At 62.0% G+C, this 17028-nt stretch carries 17 protein-coding genes and 1 tRNA gene; 10 read left to right on the top strand and 8 right to left on the bottom strand.

Features of this window, described 5'->3' with window-relative positions:
- Window positions 1–55 precede the first annotated feature (55 nt).
- The gene (locus tag ACP7CJ_RS26280; protein ID WP_426244320.1) at window positions 56–259 is read left to right on the top strand and encodes a hypothetical protein; all 204 of its coding nucleotides are present in this window, start codon (window positions 56–58) and stop codon (window positions 257–259) included.
- A 401-nt stretch (window positions 260–660) separates the two neighbouring features.
- On the opposite strand, the gene ACP7CJ_RS26285 is transcribed toward ACP7CJ_RS26280, so the two are convergent.
- Complete coding sequence (locus tag ACP7CJ_RS26285) at window positions 661–1074, bottom strand: hypothetical protein (RefSeq protein WP_247405977.1); 414 nt, start codon at window positions 1072–1074, stop codon at window positions 661–663.
- A gap of 70 nt (window positions 1075–1144) precedes the next feature.
- Window positions 1145–2065: an alpha/beta fold hydrolase gene (locus ACP7CJ_RS26290; RefSeq protein WP_426102691.1), complete on the bottom strand. Its 921-nt coding sequence runs from the start codon at window positions 2063–2065 to the stop codon at window positions 1145–1147.
- Between the two features lie 172 nt (window positions 2066–2237).
- On the opposite strand from ACP7CJ_RS26290, the gene ACP7CJ_RS26295 reads away from it, so the two are divergent.
- A complete protein-coding gene (locus tag ACP7CJ_RS26295) occupies window positions 2238–3212 on the top strand; it encodes an arsenic resistance protein (protein WP_276195861.1) in 975 nt (324 codons plus the stop codon).
- A 78-nt stretch (window positions 3213–3290) separates the two neighbouring features.
- Window positions 3291–4898 (top strand): ArnT family glycosyltransferase, encoded by a 1608-nt coding sequence (locus ACP7CJ_RS26300; RefSeq protein ID WP_276195862.1) that lies wholly within the window; start codon window positions 3291–3293, stop codon window positions 4896–4898.
- Between the two features lie 142 nt (window positions 4899–5040).
- On the opposite strand, the gene ACP7CJ_RS26305 is transcribed toward ACP7CJ_RS26300, so the two are convergent.
- From ACP7CJ_RS26305 to ACP7CJ_RS26320, 4 genes are all read right to left on the bottom strand, one after another.
- Window positions 5041–5116: transfer RNA gene (locus ACP7CJ_RS26305), tRNA-Phe, on the bottom strand.
- A 103-nt stretch (window positions 5117–5219) separates the two neighbouring features.
- Window positions 5220–5492 carry an oxidative damage protection protein gene (locus ACP7CJ_RS26310; RefSeq protein ID WP_017849944.1) on the bottom strand — a complete coding sequence of 91 codons (273 nt, stop codon included), beginning with the start codon at window positions 5490–5492 and terminating at the stop codon, window positions 5220–5222.
- Complete coding sequence (gene mutY / locus ACP7CJ_RS26315) at window positions 5489–6556, bottom strand: A/G-specific adenine glycosylase (protein WP_276195863.1); 1068 nt, start codon at window positions 6554–6556, stop codon at window positions 5489–5491. Before mutY ends, ACP7CJ_RS26310 begins: the two co-directional genes overlap by 4 nt.
- The gene (locus tag ACP7CJ_RS26320; protein ID WP_426102693.1) at window positions 6553–8772 is read right to left on the bottom strand and encodes an AsmA family protein; all 2220 of its coding nucleotides are present in this window, start codon (window positions 8770–8772) and stop codon (window positions 6553–6555) included. The genes mutY and ACP7CJ_RS26320 overlap by 4 nt, the downstream gene beginning before the upstream one ends.
- A 322-nt stretch (window positions 8773–9094) precedes the next feature.
- On the opposite strand from ACP7CJ_RS26320, the gene ACP7CJ_RS26325 reads away from it, so the two are divergent.
- The 7 genes from ACP7CJ_RS26325 to ACP7CJ_RS26355 all read left to right on the top strand — a co-directional run bounded on the left by ACP7CJ_RS26325 (window position 9095) and on the right by ACP7CJ_RS26355 (window position 14932).
- On the top strand, window positions 9095–10756 hold the full coding sequence (locus ACP7CJ_RS26325) for an OFA family MFS transporter (RefSeq protein WP_247397308.1): 1662 nt from the start codon (window positions 9095–9097) through the stop codon (window positions 10754–10756).
- A 307-nt stretch (window positions 10757–11063) separates the two neighbouring features.
- On the top strand, window positions 11064–11657 hold the full coding sequence (gene hisB, locus ACP7CJ_RS26330) for an imidazoleglycerol-phosphate dehydratase HisB (RefSeq protein ID WP_003218037.1): 594 nt from the start codon (window positions 11064–11066) through the stop codon (window positions 11655–11657).
- A complete protein-coding gene (gene hisH / locus ACP7CJ_RS26335) occupies window positions 11657–12295 on the top strand; it encodes an imidazole glycerol phosphate synthase subunit HisH (protein ID WP_145159878.1) in 639 nt (212 codons plus the stop codon). Before hisB ends, hisH begins: the two co-directional genes overlap by 1 nt.
- A complete protein-coding gene (locus tag ACP7CJ_RS26340) occupies window positions 12296–12553 on the top strand; it encodes a DUF2164 domain-containing protein (protein WP_247397309.1) in 258 nt (85 codons plus the stop codon).
- Window positions 12554–12592: 39 nt separating this feature from the next.
- A complete protein-coding gene (hisA, locus tag ACP7CJ_RS26345) occupies window positions 12593–13330 on the top strand; it encodes a 1-(5-phosphoribosyl)-5-[(5-phosphoribosylamino)methylideneamino]imidazole-4-carboxamide isomerase (protein WP_276195865.1) in 738 nt (245 codons plus the stop codon).
- Between the two features lie 9 nt (window positions 13331–13339).
- Complete coding sequence (gene hisF, locus ACP7CJ_RS26350; protein WP_003171107.1) at window positions 13340–14110, top strand: imidazole glycerol phosphate synthase subunit HisF; 771 nt, start codon at window positions 13340–13342, stop codon at window positions 14108–14110.
- Window positions 14111–14176: 66 nt separating this feature from the next.
- Window positions 14177–14932: a substrate-binding periplasmic protein gene (locus ACP7CJ_RS26355; protein ID WP_426102695.1), complete on the top strand. Its 756-nt coding sequence runs from the start codon at window positions 14177–14179 to the stop codon at window positions 14930–14932.
- Here ACP7CJ_RS26355 and ACP7CJ_RS26360 read toward each other — a convergent pair.
- Both ACP7CJ_RS26360 and ACP7CJ_RS26365 read right to left on the bottom strand, forming a co-directional pair.
- The gene (locus tag ACP7CJ_RS26360) at window positions 14923–15702 is read right to left on the bottom strand and encodes a divergent polysaccharide deacetylase family protein (protein WP_426102697.1); all 780 of its coding nucleotides are present in this window, start codon (window positions 15700–15702) and stop codon (window positions 14923–14925) included. The two genes, ACP7CJ_RS26355 and ACP7CJ_RS26360, sit on opposite strands and share 10 nt — an antisense overlap.
- Before the next feature lies 1 nt (window position 15703).
- Window positions 15704–17020 carry a S41 family peptidase gene (locus ACP7CJ_RS26365; protein WP_276195870.1) on the bottom strand — a complete coding sequence of 439 codons (1317 nt, stop codon included), beginning with the start codon at window positions 17018–17020 and terminating at the stop codon, window positions 15704–15706.
- Window positions 17021–17028: the final 8 nt, after the last annotated feature.

Below are 17028 nucleotides of genomic sequence, written 5' to 3' on the forward strand. Positions count from 1 at the left end.
GAAGTTCAAATGTGGGAGGGGGCTTGCCCCCGATAGCGGTGTATCAGTCAATTAGATGTCGACTGACACACCGGAATCGGGGGCAAGCCCCCTCCCACATTTTTTTTGCGTCAGTCTTGAAGTTGGTGGCGTCTTCTTCGCCTTCCTGCTCCAGCACCAATGCCAACAGTGGGTGCGCGAGGAACGCCGCGCACAGCGCGTGCTGGCTGATTTCGCCGGCAAACGCATCCGGCTTGGTTGCGACGGCGCGCTGAATTGATGTGATGGAATGCGGTGCTTGATTGCGCCGCAGTTCAAATGTGGGAGGGGGCTTGCCCCCGATAGTGGTGTATCAGTCAATTAGATGTCGACTGACACACCGGAATCGGGGGGCAAGCCCCCTCCCACATTTTTTTTGCGTCAGTCTTGAAGTTGGTGGCGTCTTCTTCGCCTTCCTGCTCCAGCACCAATGCCAACAGTGGGTGCGCCAGGAACACCGCGCAAAACGCATCCGGCTTGGTTGCGACGGCGCGCTGAATTGATGTGATGGAATGCGGTGCTTGATTGCGCCGCAGTTAAAATGTGGGAGGGGGCTTGCCCCCGATAGCGATGTATCAGTCAATTAGATATCGACTGACACACTGGAATCGGGGGCAAGCTCCCTCCCACATTTTTTTTGCGTCAGTCTTGGGAAGGCACCAGCGCCTGGGATGCGGCGACGTAGTCCGCCTGGAACTGCGGCGACTCGATCCACGCCAGCGCGGCCGCTTCATCCTCGGTGTCGGTGGCCCACTGCCGATATTCGATCAGTGCCGCCAGGATAAAGTCGGTGGCGTCTTCTTCGCCTTCCTGCTCCAGCACCAATGCCAACAGCGGGTGCGCCAGGAACACCGCGCACAGCGCTTGCTGGCTGATTTCGCCGGCAGTGCGCATCTCGACAAACAGTTCGGTCAAATCCACCGACTCAAGATCGATGCGGCTGTCATCGCCGGCAAACGCATCCGGCTTGGTTGCGACGGCGCGTTGGGTGCGGTTTTGCTTGGCCTTGGCCTTTGCCCGGTGGGCGCGTTTTTGCTGCTTGTCTGGCGAGGCCATGGGCTCACGTCCTTGGTTCAGGATCTGGATCGGGTATTGAAGCGCAGGTTGGGGAAAATCCCAAGGAGTTCTAAGCACGCGTCGCCATGCGTTGGCCCGGTGTGCCGGGTGTCAGCTCGCCATGCTTTAGCCACGCCAGTGCAATCGGCCACAAGCGATCCTTATATTCGCTGCGAAAGAATGCGAAATGCCCGACCTGCGTTTCTCCAATATCACCAGGAGCGATGCGCAGGTGAGTGCGTTCGCTGCGGTCGAAGTAGTTCAGCAACCGCTCGATGGCCGGCACGGTGCCGAAGGGATCGTCGGTGATGCTGATCGCCAGCACGTGCGCCGTTACCCGAGCAAAGGCCAGTTCGCCCAAGTCGCGCGCGCTGGGCCGTGTTTCATAGCTGGGTGTCGGCGTACTCCAGTCCCGCACCACGCCGGCCGGGGTATCCTCCAGCCAGCCCAGGCGCTTGCCCGGGAAGTAGCCGAACAGCGCCGTTACCAGTGGCATCAGCACATGCCACTTGCCAACCATCCGCCAACGCCCGCTCGCCGCGTAATCGCGCCAATAGGCGAATTGTGCGCCCACCGTCACCAGGCGCCGAATCACCGCGCCCGACGCCCCCAGCCCCGCCGCACAACCGCCAAAGCTGTGACCGACCACGTCGATCGGCTGCCCCGGGAACTCGCGCTGCGCCCGCTGCAATATCGCCTCGAAATCCAGGCTGCCCCAATCCGACCATGAGGCTTTGAAGCCTCGCAGCGAGCCGCAGCGAGACTCGCCGATGCCGCGATAGTCGTAGGTGATGACGTCGAAGCCGTTGGCGAACAGGTAGTCGGCAAAGCGTGAATAGTGGCGACAGCGCACGGAGGTGGCGGCGTTGATGATGACGACCGGGCGTGTAGGGTCGGTTCGGATATGACGCCAGGTGAAGCCGCCAAGCGGGTAGCCGTCTGCGGCGGGGTCGAGGAATGCTTCGGGGGTGGGTCTGGTGGGCAGGTCCATAGGTCAACTCGATATCTGCGCTTTTGTTGTGGGCGTGTAGGCCCGCGCGCTTTTTATAAGAAGTCGAAACTACCAAATTTAGGCCGTCATGGGCACGAAGACTGTCACGTTGCTCGACGTTATCCTCTTGGGTGCTTAGGCTGGCGATCTTTCGATCGAGCTGAGTCAGCCCATGACCCGCGACACCCTCGAACACAACCAGATCCCCATCTACTTCGTCGCCGTCCTCCTGGCCGCCGCTTTCGGTCTGCTCGCGCCGTCATGGGCGCATGGCCTCGGCTTGCTGGTCACGCCGGCCATCGCGGTGCTGATGTATGCGATGTTCCTGCAAATCCCGTTTCTGGCGCTGCGCCAAGGCGTGGGCAACCAGCGTTTCCTGGCGGCGTTGCTGCTGGCCAATTTCATCCTCGTGCCCATGCTGGTGTGGCTACTGACGCGTGGCCTGGTGGAGCGCCCGGCCTTGCTGGTGGGCGCGTTGCTGGTGTTGCTGACGCCGTGCATCGACTACGTGGTGGTGTTTACCCATATCGGCAAGGGCGACTCGCGCTTGATGCTGGCCGCGACGCCGGTGCTGTTGTTGCTGCAGTTGGTGCTGTTGCCGGTGTACCTGGGTTTGATCCTGGGTGCGCAGTCTGCGGTGGTGGTGGAGGTGTGGCCGTTTGTCGAGGCGTTCTTGTTGTTGATCGTCGTGCCGATGGTGCTGGCGGTGAGCACCACGTCGCTGGCGGGGCGATCCCCGGTCGTCAACGCTTGGAACAGTGCCTGGGCCTGGTTACCGGTGCCGGCGATGGCAGCGGTGCTGTTTGTGGTGATCGGCTCGCAAATCACCTCGGTGGTGCGCGATATCGGCCTGCTGCTGCCGGTGATTCCGGTCTACGTCGGCTTCGTGCTGCTGGCGCCATTGATGGGGATGTTCGCCGCGCGATTGTTCGCGCTGCCGGCGGTCACGGCGCGCGCGGTAACGTTCAGCGCGTCGACGCGTAACTCGCTGGTGGTGTTGCCCCTGGCGCTGGCGTTGCCCGAAGGCGTGCGCGGGTTGGCTGCGACGGCGGTGATCCTGCAAACCCTGGTCGAGTTGATTGGCGAGTTGATCTACGTTCGCCTGATCCCGGCGTTGGTGTGGCGCGCAGATCGGCCAGAAGCATGAATGTTCAGGTCTGTTCAGGCGCTATTTGGGATGCGTTCGGCACCATAACCCGGCGCTTCCCACCTGGCAGGAAAATCGATGGATCACCGCAACCGTTTTCGCCTGGAGTCCCTGGGCATTTTCCTGATTGCTTTGTTGCTGTTTACCTTGGGAATCTGGGATCAGCAGCCCCAAGGGTTTGACGGACGCTGGGCGCTGTTCCTGCAGGAAATGTTTCGTCATGGGGCGAGTCTTTTTCCGACCACCTACGGCCAGCCTTACGCTGACTATCCCGGTACCGCGACGTTCTTCAGTTTTGTATTCGCCCGGTTGTTCGGCGCGCCCAACCACCTGGCGAATATCCTGCCCACCGCGTTGGCCTCTGCCGGAGTGGTGGCGCTGATCTATCGCTTGCTGGTCCCTTCCAGTCGCCCCTGGGCGCTGCTGACGGTGCTGCTGACCTTGCTCACCACCCAGTTGCTCGAAAAGTCGCGCTCGGTGTGCCTGGATCAGATGGTGGCGCTGTTATGCGTCGGCAGCTTCTACCTGCTGCACAGTGGCGAACGCCTTGGCTCGCGCCTACGGCGGCTGGCGGTGTTCCCGCTGTTCATCCTGGGCTTTGCGATTCGCGGGCCGTTGGGCTTGATCGAAGTCTGCGGTGTGGTCTGCGTGTACTGGGCGTTGGGTCGCCCGGGAGAGCGGCTCAAGCAAGTGCTGATCCACGGCGTTCTCGGGTTGCTGCTGTTGGCGTGTTGCTGGTGGCTGCTGATGCAATTGGCACGGATCAGTGGGGGCCAGGCCTTTGCCGATGAAGTGTTCAAGATGCAAGTCGGTGGGCGCCTCGATGAAACCGGCGAACCGTTCTATTTCTACTTCCAACTGAGCCTGTACCGTTACTTCCCCGTGGTGCCCCTGGCCTTGGCGAGCATGGTTGCGCTGCGGCATCGCTGGTCGGAACGCTGGGGCAGCGACGACGTGCAGCTGGTCGCACGGCTCGGCGCCTGCGGCTTGATGATTCTGCTCGGGCTGTCGGTGCCGCACTTCAAGCGCGCTTATTACATCCTGCCCATGGTGCCGATGTTTGCCGCTGTCGCCGCCTATGGGCTGCTCCACGCGCAGAAAGGGTTTGTCGGGCTGCGTCGCTGTTACACGTGGCTCGTCGCAGCGCTGCCGGCGTTGTGCGTGGTTGCAGTCTTTGTGTGTCGGCACGGGTGGCAAAAGCACGGTTACTGGCCGGACGTTTCGTTGCCGTTGCTGATCGGCGTGTTGGTGATCCTGCAGGTGGCGGCATTGATCGCCTGGCGCCGGGAGGGGCGCTTGGTGTGGCTCAGTGCGATCGCACTGGCCGCGCAGTGGTTGTTGCTGGTGACGGTGGTGGAGCCGGCCAAGGACCTGCAGTTCGACACCCGGCAGTTTGTCAGTCAGGTGGAAGCGCTTCGCGCAGAAGAACCGGGAACGTTGGTGTTTGTCGGCCTTGGGCGGGACACCTGGGGGGTGCGCTACATGATGAACCTGGATCACGACGAGCAGCCGCTGTTTATCGGGCGCAACCAACTGGATCAGTTGGAGGCACTGCCGCGGCCGTCCTGGGTGATCGTGGCGCGCAAGGAAACCGAGCAGTTGAAGGGGACTCCAGTGGAGCACCTGGCACCGATGTTCAACGGACGACTGAACGACAATCCGTTGTTGGTGTTTTTGCTCAAGTAGACGGCGCGAGGCGGGTATTGCATGCTGGGGCGGCGGTGAGCCGCCCCGCTTTGGATCGGTAAAACGAAGACAACAAAAAACCCGCACTGGGCGGGTTTTTTGTGTGCTTCAGATGATACTTGCACCACCTGAAACTTAATAGTGGTGCCCAGAGACGGAATCGAACCGCCGACACGGGGATTTTCAATCCCCTGCTCTACCGACTGAGCTATCTGGGCAACGGGGCGCATTAAACTGGTTTTTCAGGGGGTCGTCAAGCAAGTTTTCAAAAAATATTTAATTATTACCGTCGCTTACGTGCCGACCCCGATTTTTGCTCAATTATTGAGCAGGCGGCACGTAGCCTTCGGCCTTGGCGTAATCCTCGCCGGAAAAGAACTTGTCCATCTCGCCTTGCAGGTATTTGCGGTCTTCGGCGTTCATCATGTTCAGGCGCTTTTCGTTGATCAGCAGCGTTTGGTGTTTCTGCCAGTCGGCCCAGGCTTTGGCGGAGACGTGATCGAAAATGTCCTGGCCCTTGGCACCCGGGAACGGGGCGCGCTCCAGGGCGGGCAGTTCTTCGTGGTACTTGCGGCAGATGATGGTGCGGGTCATGACGAAACTCCTGCGTTCAATACGTCGGCCGCGCGCTTCAGCAGTTTTTTCACCGGGGCGGCAAGGCCCAGGCGCGGCGGGGTGGCGAGGTTATACCAGAGCCAGTCGGCCTCGGCCACGTGGTGGGCAGATTCCTCGACCTGGACCAGCCAGGGTTCGATGGCCAGTTGGAAGTGGCTGAAGGTGTGGATCAGCCCCGGCAGTTCCTGTTGTTTACCCAGTTCCAGCGCGTGCTGGTGGGCGAGGTGTTCGAGGTCTTGCAGGTCGTCCAGCTCCGGCAAGCTCCACAGACCGCCCCACAGGCCCGTGGACGGGCGACGGTAAAGCAGGATCGCGCCGTCGCCGTTGGCGAGCATGGGCATCAGCGTGCGCCTCTGGGGGATGGTCTTGCGCGGCTTGGGGATCGGGTAGCGCGTCTCCAGGCCGAGCATGTGGGCTTCGCAGCCTTTTTCCAGCGGGCATAGCAGGCAACTGGGCTTGCTGCGGGTGCAAAGGGTGGCGCCCATGTCCATCATCGCCTGGGTGTAGGCGTTGACGCGGTCGTGGGGCGTGAAGCGCTCTGCGGTGGCCCAGAGTTGTTTGGCCACCTTGGGTTCGCCTGGGTAGCCTTCCTGCGCGGTAAAGCGTGCCAGCACGCGTTTGACGTTGCCATCGAGGATCGGCGCGCGCAGGCCCATGCTCAGGCTGGCGATAGCGCCGGCGGTGGACAGGCCGATGCCAGGCAGTTCGGTGAGTTTCTCCACGTCGCGGGGAAACTCGCCGGCGTACTCGGCCACGACAATCTTCGCGGTCTTCTGCAGGTTGCGCGCGCGGGTGTAGTAACCCAGGCCGGTCCACAGGTGCAGTACCTCGTCTTCCGGTGCGGCGGCCAGGGCTTCGACCGTTGGCAGGGAGGCCATGAAGCGGTCGAAGTAATTGAGCACGGTGCTGACCTGGGTCTGTTGCAGCATGATCTCCGAGACCCACACCCGGTAGGGCGTGATGCCCTGTTGCCAAGGCAGGTCATGGCGACCGTGGCGGTCGTACCAGTTCAGTACCGCCTCGGAAAACTGCTCGTTTTTCATCGTTTGAACAGGCCTTTCAACGCGTCTTTCAACTGTGGGTTAACTTTGTCGAGCTTCTCTTCCAGCTTCTCGTTGAGGCGGTTGCCGGCGGCCTTGATGGCGACCTGGCCGAGGCCGTCCTTGTCCAGGCGGCACGCCTTGGCGCCCAGCTCCAGCGGGCCACGGCAGCGCAGCGGGACTTCGATGCCCTGGAAGTTGGCGCCTACCTCGCACGCAGGGTCCGGCACTTCGCGCTGGTCACCCTCGACGACGATGCCGACGCGATAATCCATACCCAGCACGCGCAGATCGATGTCGCCGTTGCCGTTGACCGTGAGGCCCGGGATGCGCACCTTCAGGTCGGGGTTATTGGCCACGCCGTTGCGGAACGTCAGGTTGCCCTTCAATTCCTGGAACGGTGTGTCCTTGGCGCGTGGCTCGCTGCTCAGGGTCTTGCGGTTGAGCAGGGCGATGCCGGTACACAGTTGCTGTTCAAGGTTGGCATTGAGCAGCACGCCGTTGTTGATCACGAAGCTGGCGTTGCCGTTGAGGCTATCGATCAGTGCCTTTTGGCTGTTGCCTCGGCCGCTGAGGTTGCTGTCGAGGGTGATCTGGCCCTTGATCGGCGGCGTCTGCCCCTGGGCTTGCAGGATGCGTTCGACCGGCACTTGCTTGATATGGCTTTGCAGCGCCAGCACTGGAATATCCTGGCGTACATCGAGGCTGCCATTGGCCTGGAAGCTGCCGTTGTAGAGGCCGCCGCTCAGGCTGTCGAGCTTGAGCTGGCCGTTGAGGCCGCTGGCCTTGAGCACGGCGTTCTGGATCGGCAGCTTGCTCAGGGTCAGTTGGCCGAAGGCCAGGTCGGCCTCCACGTCCAGTGTGCGCAGGCGGGTCAACGGCAGCAGCTTGTCGGTGCTCCAGGCGCCTTTGGTGGGGGCGTCCGGCAGCGGTGTGGTGCCGCCGGCGGCCATGGCGCCGGCTTCGCTGTCCTGAACTTCGGCTTGGCGTGCGGCGGTTGCGCCCTTGGCGGATTCGGACTTGACCGGCAGGTAGTCGTCGGCGTTGAAGGTGTCACCCTTGAGTTGCACGCGCAGCGATTGCTTGGCGAAATCGTCCACGGCGACGCGGCCGGTGAAGGTGCTGCTGTCGAGTTTCAGGTTGAGGTCTTCCAGGGCCAGGCGGGTGGGCGTGCCTTGGAGGCGGCTGACCAGCTCGACCTTGCTCAGGCTGTCCTCGGCCATCGGTGGCAGCGGGTTGCCGATGCTGTCGAGGAACTTGGCCAGGTCAAACTGGGCGATGGACAGCGCGCCGCTGATCTGCGGGGTCTTGTCCAGGTCGTTGACCTTCAGTTCGCCGAGGGCGCGCAACTGGTTGGCCGAGAGTTTCAGGTTGGTCCATTCGGCAATGTTGGCCGCCAGGTCCACCAGCAGTTGGCCTTGGGTGGAGAAGGTCACGGTTTTGCCTTGCAGCGGCTCGCCGGTGGCTTCACCACTGATCCTCATGTCTTCGAGCTGATAACGCTTGAGCGCACGCTGAATGCGCAGGTTGCCGTTGAGTTCGGTCTTGACGCGCATGACCGGCTGGTTGCTGCCGAGGAACGCGGTGAGCTTCAGCGGAATACTTGCCCCTTCGTGGATGGCGCCCGCACTCAGTTGGATGCTTTCGGCGCTGAACTGCTTGCCGGTCTGTTCATCGTTGTATTCGATGCGGGCGTTGTTGATGGTCAGGCTGTCGATGTCCAGGCGGATGGGCTGCGGCGGTTTCTCTGCCTTCACCTCGGTCGCCGGTTCCGCCGGTTGCGCTGGGGCTGGGGTATCGGTGGTCGCCTCGGGGGCGTTCTTGCCGATGTCTTCCCAGTTGCCGTGGCCTTGCTTGTCGCGGTTGAGGCGCAGGTTCAGGCCTTCGACACGCACATCGCTCATCTGTACTTCGCGGCGCAGCAGCGGCAGCACGCGTACCGACAGGCCGAGCATCTGCAGATCGGCGAACGGTTGGGTCGGGGTGGTCAGGGTCGCGACGCTGGCTTCGTGCAGTTCCAGGCCCAGCCAGGGGAACAGGCTCCAGCCGATGTCGCCATTGAGCGTCAGCTCGATGTGGGCCTTGTCGCGGGCAATCTGGCGAATCTCGTCTTTGTAGTCGTTGGGATCGAAGAGATGGGTCAGGGCAAAGCCGAGAGCCACAATGATCAGCAACAGCCCGAGAAGTACCAGACCCAGGATTTTGCCGAACGCTTTCATGGGCGAGTCCTTGTATGTCGATTTCAAAATTTAGCCGCAGAGTATAGCGCCCGATGGCCTGCGTCAGTTCACGGATCGTTACATTGTATCTAGCGTCGGGACGGTATTCTGGCGTCAAAAAACACAAATAATTCCCAAAAGGTAGTGGCACTTTGGTTTTTCTGTACGCCGTTGATGCTAATCTCTGCGCGTTCGTCCGCCTTCTGCGACGTAACGTCGCGCTTTAAATGGAGTTCTATTCAACAAAACGGCCACGCTTTGCGTGCAAGGCCGAAGGAGAGCGCGCCTGACGAACACATACTAATAACTGGGGGAAACACCAATGAGCACTAGCACTGCGGCGGGTATCACTGCCGCGCAGCCTGCGTTCCTGTCCAAGGAGCGCATCATCGCCAAGCCCGGGTTCAACCGTTGGCTGGTTCCACCGGCCGCCCTGGCCATCCACCTGTGTATCGGCATGGCCTACGGCTTTTCGGTGTTCTGGCTGCCGCTGTCCAAGGCGCTGGGGATCACCACGCCGGTCGCCTGCGCGCCGGATATGAGCTTTATCGCCCAGGTCTTCTCGTCCCAGTGCGACTGGCCGATCTCCATGCTCGGCTGGATCTACACCCTGTTCTTCATCTTCCTGGGCTGCTCGGCAGCGATCTGGGGCGGCTGGCTGGAACATGCCGGGCCACGCAAGGCGGGCGTCGTCTCGGCATTGTGCTGGTGTGGTGGCCTGCTGATTTCGGCGCTGGGGATTTATACCCACCAGATCTGGTTGATGTGGATCGGCTCCGGCGTCATTGGCGGTATCGGCCTGGGGCTGGGCTATATCTCGCCCGTGTCGACCCTGATCAAGTGGTTCCCGGACAAGCGCGGCATGGCTACCGGCATGGCGATCATGGGCTTCGGCGGCGGCGCAATGGTGGGTGCGCCCCTGGCGGCGGCGCTGATGGGGCACTTCGCTTCGCCAACCAGCGTGGGCGTGTGGCAGAGCTTTTTGGTGATGGCGGCGATTTACTTCGTGTTCATGATCGGTGGCGCACTGTCGTACCGCGTCCCGCCGACCGGCTGGAAGCCTGAGGGCTGGACCGCACCGGAGAAAAAAGCCAGCAACGCGATGATCACCCACCGTCACGTTCACGTGAACGTGGCCTGGAAAACTCCGCAATTCCGCCTGGTATGGCTGGTGCTGTGCCTGAACGTATCTGCCGGTATCGGCATCCTCGGCATGGCTTCGCCGCTGCTGCAGGAAGTGTTCGGCGGCAAGTTGCTGGGTGTGGATGTGCCGTTCGGTCAACTGAATGCCGGGCAACTGGCGTCGATCGCGGCGATTGCGGCGGGCTTTACCGGGTTGTTGAGCCTGTTCAACATTGGTGGCCGGTTCTTCTGGGCGTCGTTCTCCGACTACCTTGGCCGTAAAAACACCTACTTCGTGTTCTTCGCCCTGGGCTTTGCCCTGTATGCACTGATCCCGAACCTGGGGCACCTGGGCAACGTGGCGCTGTTCGTGGCGGCGTTCTGCATCATCCTGTCGATGTACGGCGGCGGTTTTGCGACCGTTCCGGCTTACCTGGCCGACCTGTTCGGCACCCAGATGGTCGGCGCGATCCACGGTCGCCTGCTGACCGCTTGGGCTGCGGCGGGCGTGCTGGGCCCGGTGTTGGTGAACTACCTGCGTGAGTATCAGTTGAGCATCGGCGTCGAACGCGCCGCTGCCTACGACATCACCTTGTACATCCTCGCCGGCCTGCTGGTGCTGGGTTTCATCTGCAACTTGCTGGTGCGCCCGGTGGACGACAAGTACTTCATGACCGACGCCGAACTGGCCGCCGAACAGGCGCTGGGCCATGACAAGGGCGCCGATTCGAGCACCGTGCTCGAATGGCAAGCCTCCGCCGGCAGCAAGCCGCTGGCTGTCGCGGCATGGTTGGTCGTGGGTATTCCGTTGGCGTGGGGTGTGTGGGTGACCCTGCAGAAGACGGCGGTACTGTTCCACTAAGACCGTCTGCCCCTGTGGGCAGTCTTGTTGTGGCGAGGGAGCTTGCTCCCGCTGGGTCGCGAAGCGACCCCAATCGATTTACCGCATGCCTCAGGCAGGTCGCGGTGACAGGTTTTGGGGCTGCTGTGCAGCCCAGCGGGAGCAAGCTCCCTCGCCACGCAAGCCCGCCCCCCTACTTGTACGCACATGTCTATCCCCGACCCTCCTCGCTTCAACTCGTCAGTCTTATCCCCTTCGATGTTTCTGTTTAGCGCCCGCGCCCCTATAATGGCTGCCTTTTTCGCCCAATGATTTTGCGGAGCTGGTGATGGCCGAACGTAAGGCGTCCGTCGAGCGCGACACTCTGGAAACCCAGATCAAAGCCTCGATCAACCTGGATGGCACCGGAAAGGCCCGATTTGATATCGGTGTACCTTTTCTTGAGCACATGCTGGACCAGATCGCCCGTCATGGGCTGATCGACCTGGATATCGTCAGCAAGGGCGACCTGCATATCGACGACCACCACACGGTGGAGGATGTCGGTATCACCCTCGGCCAGGCGTTTGCCAAGGCCATCGGCGACAAGAAAGGCATCCGTCGCTACGGCCACGCCTATGTCCCGCTGGATGAAGCGCTGTCGCGTGTGGTCATCGACTTCTCCGGCCGCCCAGGCCTGCAGATGCACGTGCCCTACACCCGCGCCACCGTGGGCGGTTTCGACGTTGACCTGTTCCAGGAATTCTTCCAGGGTTTTGTCAACCACGCACTCGTCAGCCTGCACATCGACAACCTGCGCGGCACCAACACCCACCACCAGATCGAAACCGTGTTCAAGGCATTCGGTCGCGCGCTGCGCATGGCGGTGGAGCTGGATGACCGTATGGCCGGGCAAATGCCATCGACCAAGGGCGTCCTGTAATGCAGACGGTCGCGGTTATCGATTACGGCATGGGTAACCTGCACTCGGTGGCCAAGGCCCTCGAACACGTAGGTGCCGGCAAGGTGCTGATCACCAGCGATGCCAATGTGATTCGCGAAGCCGACCGCGTGGTGTTCCCAGGCGTTGGCGCGATTCGCGATTGCATGGCTGAAATTCGTCGTTTGGGCTTTGACAGCCTGGTGCGTGAAGTCAGCCAGGACCGACCGTTCCTGGGTATCTGCGTGGGCATGCAAGCCTTGCTCGACAGCAGTGAAGAGAACGACGGCGTGGACTGCATCGGCCTGTTTCCAGGCCAGGTGAAGTTCTTCGGCAAGGACCTGCATGAAGACGGCGAGCATCTGAAAGTCCCGCACATGGGCTGGAACGAAGTGCGTCGCACCGTCGATCACCCGCTGTGGCATGAAATCCCGGACATGGCGCGCTTTTACTTCGTCCACAGCTATTACATCGCCGCCGGTAACCCGCGCCAGGTGGTGGGTGGCGGGCACTACGGCGTCGACTTTGCCGCCGCGCTGGCCGAAGGTTCGCGTTTTGCGGTGCAGTTCCACCCGGAGAAGAGCCATACCCATGGTCTGCAATTGCTGCAGAACTTCGCTGCGTGGGACGGTCGCTGGTAAATGGCCAAGAAGCCGAAGCTGCCGATCCTGAACCTCACGCCCGAACAGGAGCGTGAGGCTACCAACAAGATCAAGCGCTTCATGGAGGACCGTTTCGAGCTCAAGCTGGGCTCGTTCGAGGTCGCTGAGATCCTTGAGTTGTTCACCCTTGAAGTTGCGCCGCACTATTACAACAGGGCGATTTTCGATACGCAGACGCTCCTTAGAGAAAGGTTCGAAAGTATCGAAAGCGACCTGTGGTCGCTTGAGAAACCCTGATTTCCCAAGCATTGCTGAATATCGAATAAGGTTTGCCAGATGCTGATTATCCCCGCTATCGATCTCAAGGACGGCGCTTGCGTGCGTCTGCGCCAGGGCCGCATGGAAGATTCCACGGTGTTCTCCGACGACCCGGTGAGCATGGCTGCCAAATGGGTGGAAGGTGGTTGCCGTCGTCTGCATCTGGTGGACTTGAACGGCGCCTTCGAAGGCCAGCCGGTCAATGGTGAAGTGGTGACCGCGATCGCCAAGCGTTACCCGAACCTGCCGATCCAGATCGGCGGCGGTATCCGCTCCCTGGAAACCATCGAACACTACGTCAAGGCTGGCGTGAGCTACGTGATCATCGGCACCAAGGCCGTGAAAGACCCAGCCTTCGTCGCCGAGGCCTGCCGTGCGTTCCCGGGCAAAGTGATCGTCGGCCTGGACGCCAAGGACGGTTTCGTCGCCACCGACGGCTGGGCTGAAATCAGCACGGTGCAGGTGATCGACCTGGCCAAGCAGTTCGAAGCCTGCGGCGTGTCCGCCATCGTTTATACCGACATCGCCAAAGACGGCATGATGCAGGGCTGCAACGTGCCGTTCACCGCTGCGCTGGCGGCAGCCACTAAGATCCCGGTGATCGCTTCCGGTGGCATCCATAACCTGGGTGACATCAAGTCGCTGCTGGACGCCCGGGCCCCTGGGATCATCGGCGCCATCACCGGCCGTGCGATCTACGAAGGTACCCTGGACGTCGCTGAAGCCCAGGCTTACTGCGATGCCTACAACGGCTGAGGACTGACCATGGCGCTGGCCAAACGCATCATCCCTTGCCTGGACGTCGACAACGGTCGCGTGGTCAAGGGCGTCAAGTTCGAGAACATCCGTGACGCCGGCGACCCGGTGGAAATCGCCCGTCGCTACGATGAGCAAGGTGCCGACGAGATTACCTTTCTCGACATCACCGCCAGCGTCGACGGTCGCGACACCACGCTGCATACCGTCGAGCGCATGGCCAGCCAGGTGTTCATCCCGTTGACTGTGGGCGGCGGCGTGCGCACCGTGCAAGACATCCGCAACCTGCTCAATGCCGGTGCGGACAAGGTCTCGATCAACACCGCTGCAGTGTTCAACCCGGAGTTCGTCGGCGAAGCCGCGCAGCACTTCGGCTCGCAGTGCATCGTGGTGGCCATCGACGCCAAGAAAGTCTCCGGCCCCGGCGAAACCCCGCGCTGGGAGATCTTCACCCACGGCGGGCGCAAGCCGACCGGCCTGGACGCGGTGGAGTGGGCGATGAAGATGGAAGGCCTGGGCGCCGGTGAAATCCTGCTGACCAGCATGGACCAGGATGGCATGAAAAACGGCTTCGACCTCGGCGTGACCCGCGCCATCAGCGATGCGCTGGGCATTCCGGTGATCGCCTCTGGCGGCGTCGGCAACCTGCAGCACCTGGCCGACGGCGTGATCGAAGGCCACGCCAGCGCCGTGCTGGCGGCGAGTATTTTCCACTTTGGCGAATACACCGTCCCCGAGGCCAAGGCATACATGGCCGCGCGCGGTATCGTGGTGCGCTAAACGCTGCTGGACACCATGGCAAGTGCGCGGCACTCTCTGCGCTTGCCATGGATTCCGGTAACTTTCATGTTCAAAGACCTGCTGCTCGCCCTCGCCAGTACTTCCGTGCTCATGATCGGTGCGGTTCAAGCCGAAGAATCGTCTGACGCCTCCCTGGTGTTGCTGACGGAAAACTTCCCGCCCTACAACATGGCGAAAAACGGCAAGAACTTCGCCACAGACGAGAACATCGAAGGCATCGCCGTGGACATCGTGCGCGAAACCTTCAAGCGTGCAGGCATTTCCTACAACCTCACCCTGCGCTTTCCTTGGGAGCGGATCTACAAACTCGCCCTGGAAAAACCCGGCTATGGCGTGTTCGTGATGGCTCGTCTGCCAGAGCGTGAAGCGCTGTTCAAATGGGTCGGCCCTATCGGCCCGGACGACTGGGTGATGCTGGCCAAGGCCGACAGCAAGATCCAACTTGGCGAACTGGCGCAGGCGCGGCGCTACAAGATTGGCGCCTACAGGGGCGACGCGATTGCCGAGACCCTGGAAAGGCGTGGCCTCAAGCCCGTGCTGGTGTTGCGTGACCAGGACAACGCGCAAAAGCTGCTGGATGGTCAGATCGACCTATGGGCCACCGGCGACCCGGCCGGCCGCTACCTGGCGCGCCAGGTCGGTGTGACCGGGCTCAAGACAGTCCTGCGTTTCAACAGTGCCCAGTTGTACCTGGCGTTGAACAAGGACGTGCCGGATGAGACGGTGGCCAAGCTGCAGGCGGCGTTGGATCAATTGCGCCAGGAAGGCCTGCTGGACCAGATCATGGCGCGCTATTTGTAGCGATAGGTGCCGTTCTTGCCGTGCGCCGCCATCGCCTGATTGCTGCGCACGCTGATCATCAGCTTGATATCAATCCATTCCACGCCCTGGGCCTTGAGCTTGGGCAGTTCGCGTTCGAGCACCGCCAGGGTCTGTGGATAAGGATGGCCGATCATCACCGCTGAGCCCTGTTTATGGGCCAGTCTGATTGCGCTCTGCAATTGCGTGGTGATCGCGGCTTCGGTGCGTTCATCGTCGAGGAACACATCCCGCGAGATACTGGCCAGGCCGATCTTCTGCGCTTCGGCGGCACCGACGGTCTGCGCGCTGGTGCGGCTGTCGACAAAGAACTTGTGACGCCGTTGCAACTCGCCCATCAGCCAGGCCATGGCTTCGGGCTGGGCGGTCATGCGGCTGCCCATGTGATTGTTGATGCCGGCGGTGTAGGGCACGGCCTTGAACGCGGCGTCCAGGCGTTTGCCGAGTTCTTCGATAGGCAGCTCGGGGTGCCAGGCGAACGGGCCGGTGGCCGGGTCCATGGGCATGTGCAGGATCACGACCTTGCCGGCCTTGTGCGCTTCGCGGGCGAATTCGGCGGCATGCGGCGTGTCGGGCATGATCGCCGTGGTCACCGGGCCGGGCAGGGCCAGCACGCGGCGATCCCGGGGCAGGTTTTGCCCCAGGTCGTCGATGATCAGGGTCAGGTAGGCTTTGTGCGGCTCGCCGGCCGGGGTCGCGTGGGCGACCCCGGCCAGGCTGCACAGTGCAGCGATGATCAGGGCAGCGCGCATATCAACGGCTGCGCGTGATGCTCAAGCCCTTGAGCAGGCTCAACGCCTGGGCCAGTTGATAATCATCGTCCTGCGGCATTGGTTTGGCTTTGGTGCTGCTGCCGGTAGGCTGGTCGGCGCCGCCGTTGCCATTGCCCAGGTGACCTTGCAGGTCGGCTTCCTTGTAGTACTCGCTGTCGGCCTCGTTGGTGATCTTGGCCTTGCGCACTTCGATGTCCGGCACGATGCCCTGGGCCTGGATCGAGCGGCCGTTCGGCGTGTAGTACAGCGCGGTGGTGATTTTCAGGGCGCGCTCGTTGTTCAGCGGCAACACGGTTTGCACCGAGCCTTTGCCGAAGCTGGTGGTGCCCATCAGCACGCCGCGCTTCTGGTCTTGCAGGGCGCCGGCGACGATCTCCGAGGCCGAGGCGCTGCCGCCGTTGATCAGCACAGCCAGCGGCACGTTTTCGCTGAGGTCGTTGCCGGTGGCTGAGAAGCGCAGCTCGGAGTTGGCGATACGGCCCTTGGTGTAGACGATCAAGCCTTTGGTGATGAAGTGGTCGACCACTTCCACCGCCGACTGCAGCACGCCGCCGGGGTTGTTGCGCAGGTCGAGCACGATGCCGTTGAGCTTCTTGCCGTTGTCTTTACGCAGCTTGGCCAGGGCCTTGGCCACTTCGTCGCCGGTCTTGACCTGGAACTGGGTGATGCGGATGTAGCCGTAGCCCGACTCCAGCAACTGGCTCTTCACGCTCTTGACCGTGATGGTCGCGCGGGCCAGGGTCACGTCGAACGGGTTACCGCCGTCGCGCACCAGGGTCAGGGTGATTTTCTGGCCGATCTTGCCGCGCATCTTGTCGACGGCTTCGGTCATGGTCTGGCCGCGGGTCGGTTGGCCGTTGATCTTGACGATCAGGTCACCGGCCTGGATGCCGGCCTTGGACGCCGGGGTGTCGTCGATCGGCGAGACCACTTTGATCTGGCCATCTTCGGCGCCGACTTCAATGCCCAGGCCACCGAACTCACCGCTGGTGCTTTCCTGCAGCTCGGCGAAATCTTCCGGGCCGAGGTACGCGGAGTGCGGGTCGAGGTTGCTGAGCATGCCCTTGATGGCATTTTCCAGCAGGGTCTTGTCGTCTACGGGTTCGACATAGGCTGCCTTGATCCGGTCCATGACCTCGGCAAAGGTGCGCAGCTCGTCCAGCGGCAACGGCGCCTTGGTGGTCGCGGCCGTGCCAGCGGGTGCAGCCGGTGCGGCCTGGTCGGCGAAAGCCAGAGGCGCGCCGATCACCAGAGCGATCGTCAGGGCCAGCGAAGTGAGGCGGGACAAATGCAGCATGTCGAACG

This window comes from Pseudomonas sp. PSPC3-2 (genome assembly GCF_049897085.1).
GTDB lineage: Bacteria > Pseudomonadota > Gammaproteobacteria > Pseudomonadales > Pseudomonadaceae > Aquipseudomonas > Aquipseudomonas paraveronii.

Bases quoted from the DNA above. Each gene is read 5' to 3' on its own strand.
- ACP7CJ_RS26365 (WP_276195870.1), bottom strand. From the start codon at position 17,020: ATGCTGCATTTGTCCCGCCTCACTTCGCTGGCCCTGACGATCGCTCTG.
- ACP7CJ_RS26310 (WP_017849944.1), bottom strand. From the start codon at position 5,492: ATGACCCGCACCATCATCTGCCGCAAGTACCACGAAGAACTGCCCGCC.
- hisH (WP_145159878.1), top strand. From the start codon at position 11,657: ATGCAGACGGTCGCGGTTATCGATTACGGCATGGGTAACCTGCACTCG.
- ACP7CJ_RS26360 (WP_426102697.1), bottom strand. From the start codon at position 15,702: ATGCGCGCTGCCCTGATCATCGCTGCACTGTGCAGCCTGGCCGGGGTC.
- hisA (WP_276195865.1), top strand. From the start codon at position 12,593: ATGCTGATTATCCCCGCTATCGATCTCAAGGACGGCGCTTGCGTGCGT.
- ACP7CJ_RS26290 (WP_426102691.1), bottom strand. From the start codon at position 2,065: ATGGACCTGCCCACCAGACCCACCCCCGAAGCATTCCTCGACCCCGCC.
- ACP7CJ_RS26295 (WP_276195861.1), top strand. From the start codon at position 2,238: ATGACCCGCGACACCCTCGAACACAACCAGATCCCCATCTACTTCGTC.
- hisF (WP_003171107.1), top strand. From the start codon at position 13,340: ATGGCGCTGGCCAAACGCATCATCCCTTGCCTGGACGTCGACAACGGT.
- mutY (WP_276195863.1), bottom strand. From the start codon at position 6,556: ATGAAAAACGAGCAGTTTTCCGAGGCGGTACTGAACTGGTACGACCGC.
- ACP7CJ_RS26285 (WP_247405977.1), bottom strand. From the start codon at position 1,074: ATGGCCTCGCCAGACAAGCAGCAAAAACGCGCCCACCGGGCAAAGGCC.
- ACP7CJ_RS26320 (WP_426102693.1), bottom strand. From the start codon at position 8,772: ATGAAAGCGTTCGGCAAAATCCTGGGTCTGGTACTTCTCGGGCTGTTG.
- ACP7CJ_RS26355 (WP_426102695.1), top strand. From the start codon at position 14,177: ATGTTCAAAGACCTGCTGCTCGCCCTCGCCAGTACTTCCGTGCTCATG.
- ACP7CJ_RS26300 (WP_276195862.1), top strand. From the start codon at position 3,291: ATGGATCACCGCAACCGTTTTCGCCTGGAGTCCCTGGGCATTTTCCTG.
- ACP7CJ_RS26325 (WP_247397308.1), top strand. From the start codon at position 9,095: ATGAGCACTAGCACTGCGGCGGGTATCACTGCCGCGCAGCCTGCGTTC.
- ACP7CJ_RS26280 (WP_426244320.1), top strand. From the start codon at position 56: ATGTCGACTGACACACCGGAATCGGGGGCAAGCCCCCTCCCACATTTT.
- ACP7CJ_RS26340 (WP_247397309.1), top strand. From the start codon at position 12,296: ATGGCCAAGAAGCCGAAGCTGCCGATCCTGAACCTCACGCCCGAACAG.
- hisB (WP_003218037.1), top strand. From the start codon at position 11,064: ATGGCCGAACGTAAGGCGTCCGTCGAGCGCGACACTCTGGAAACCCAG.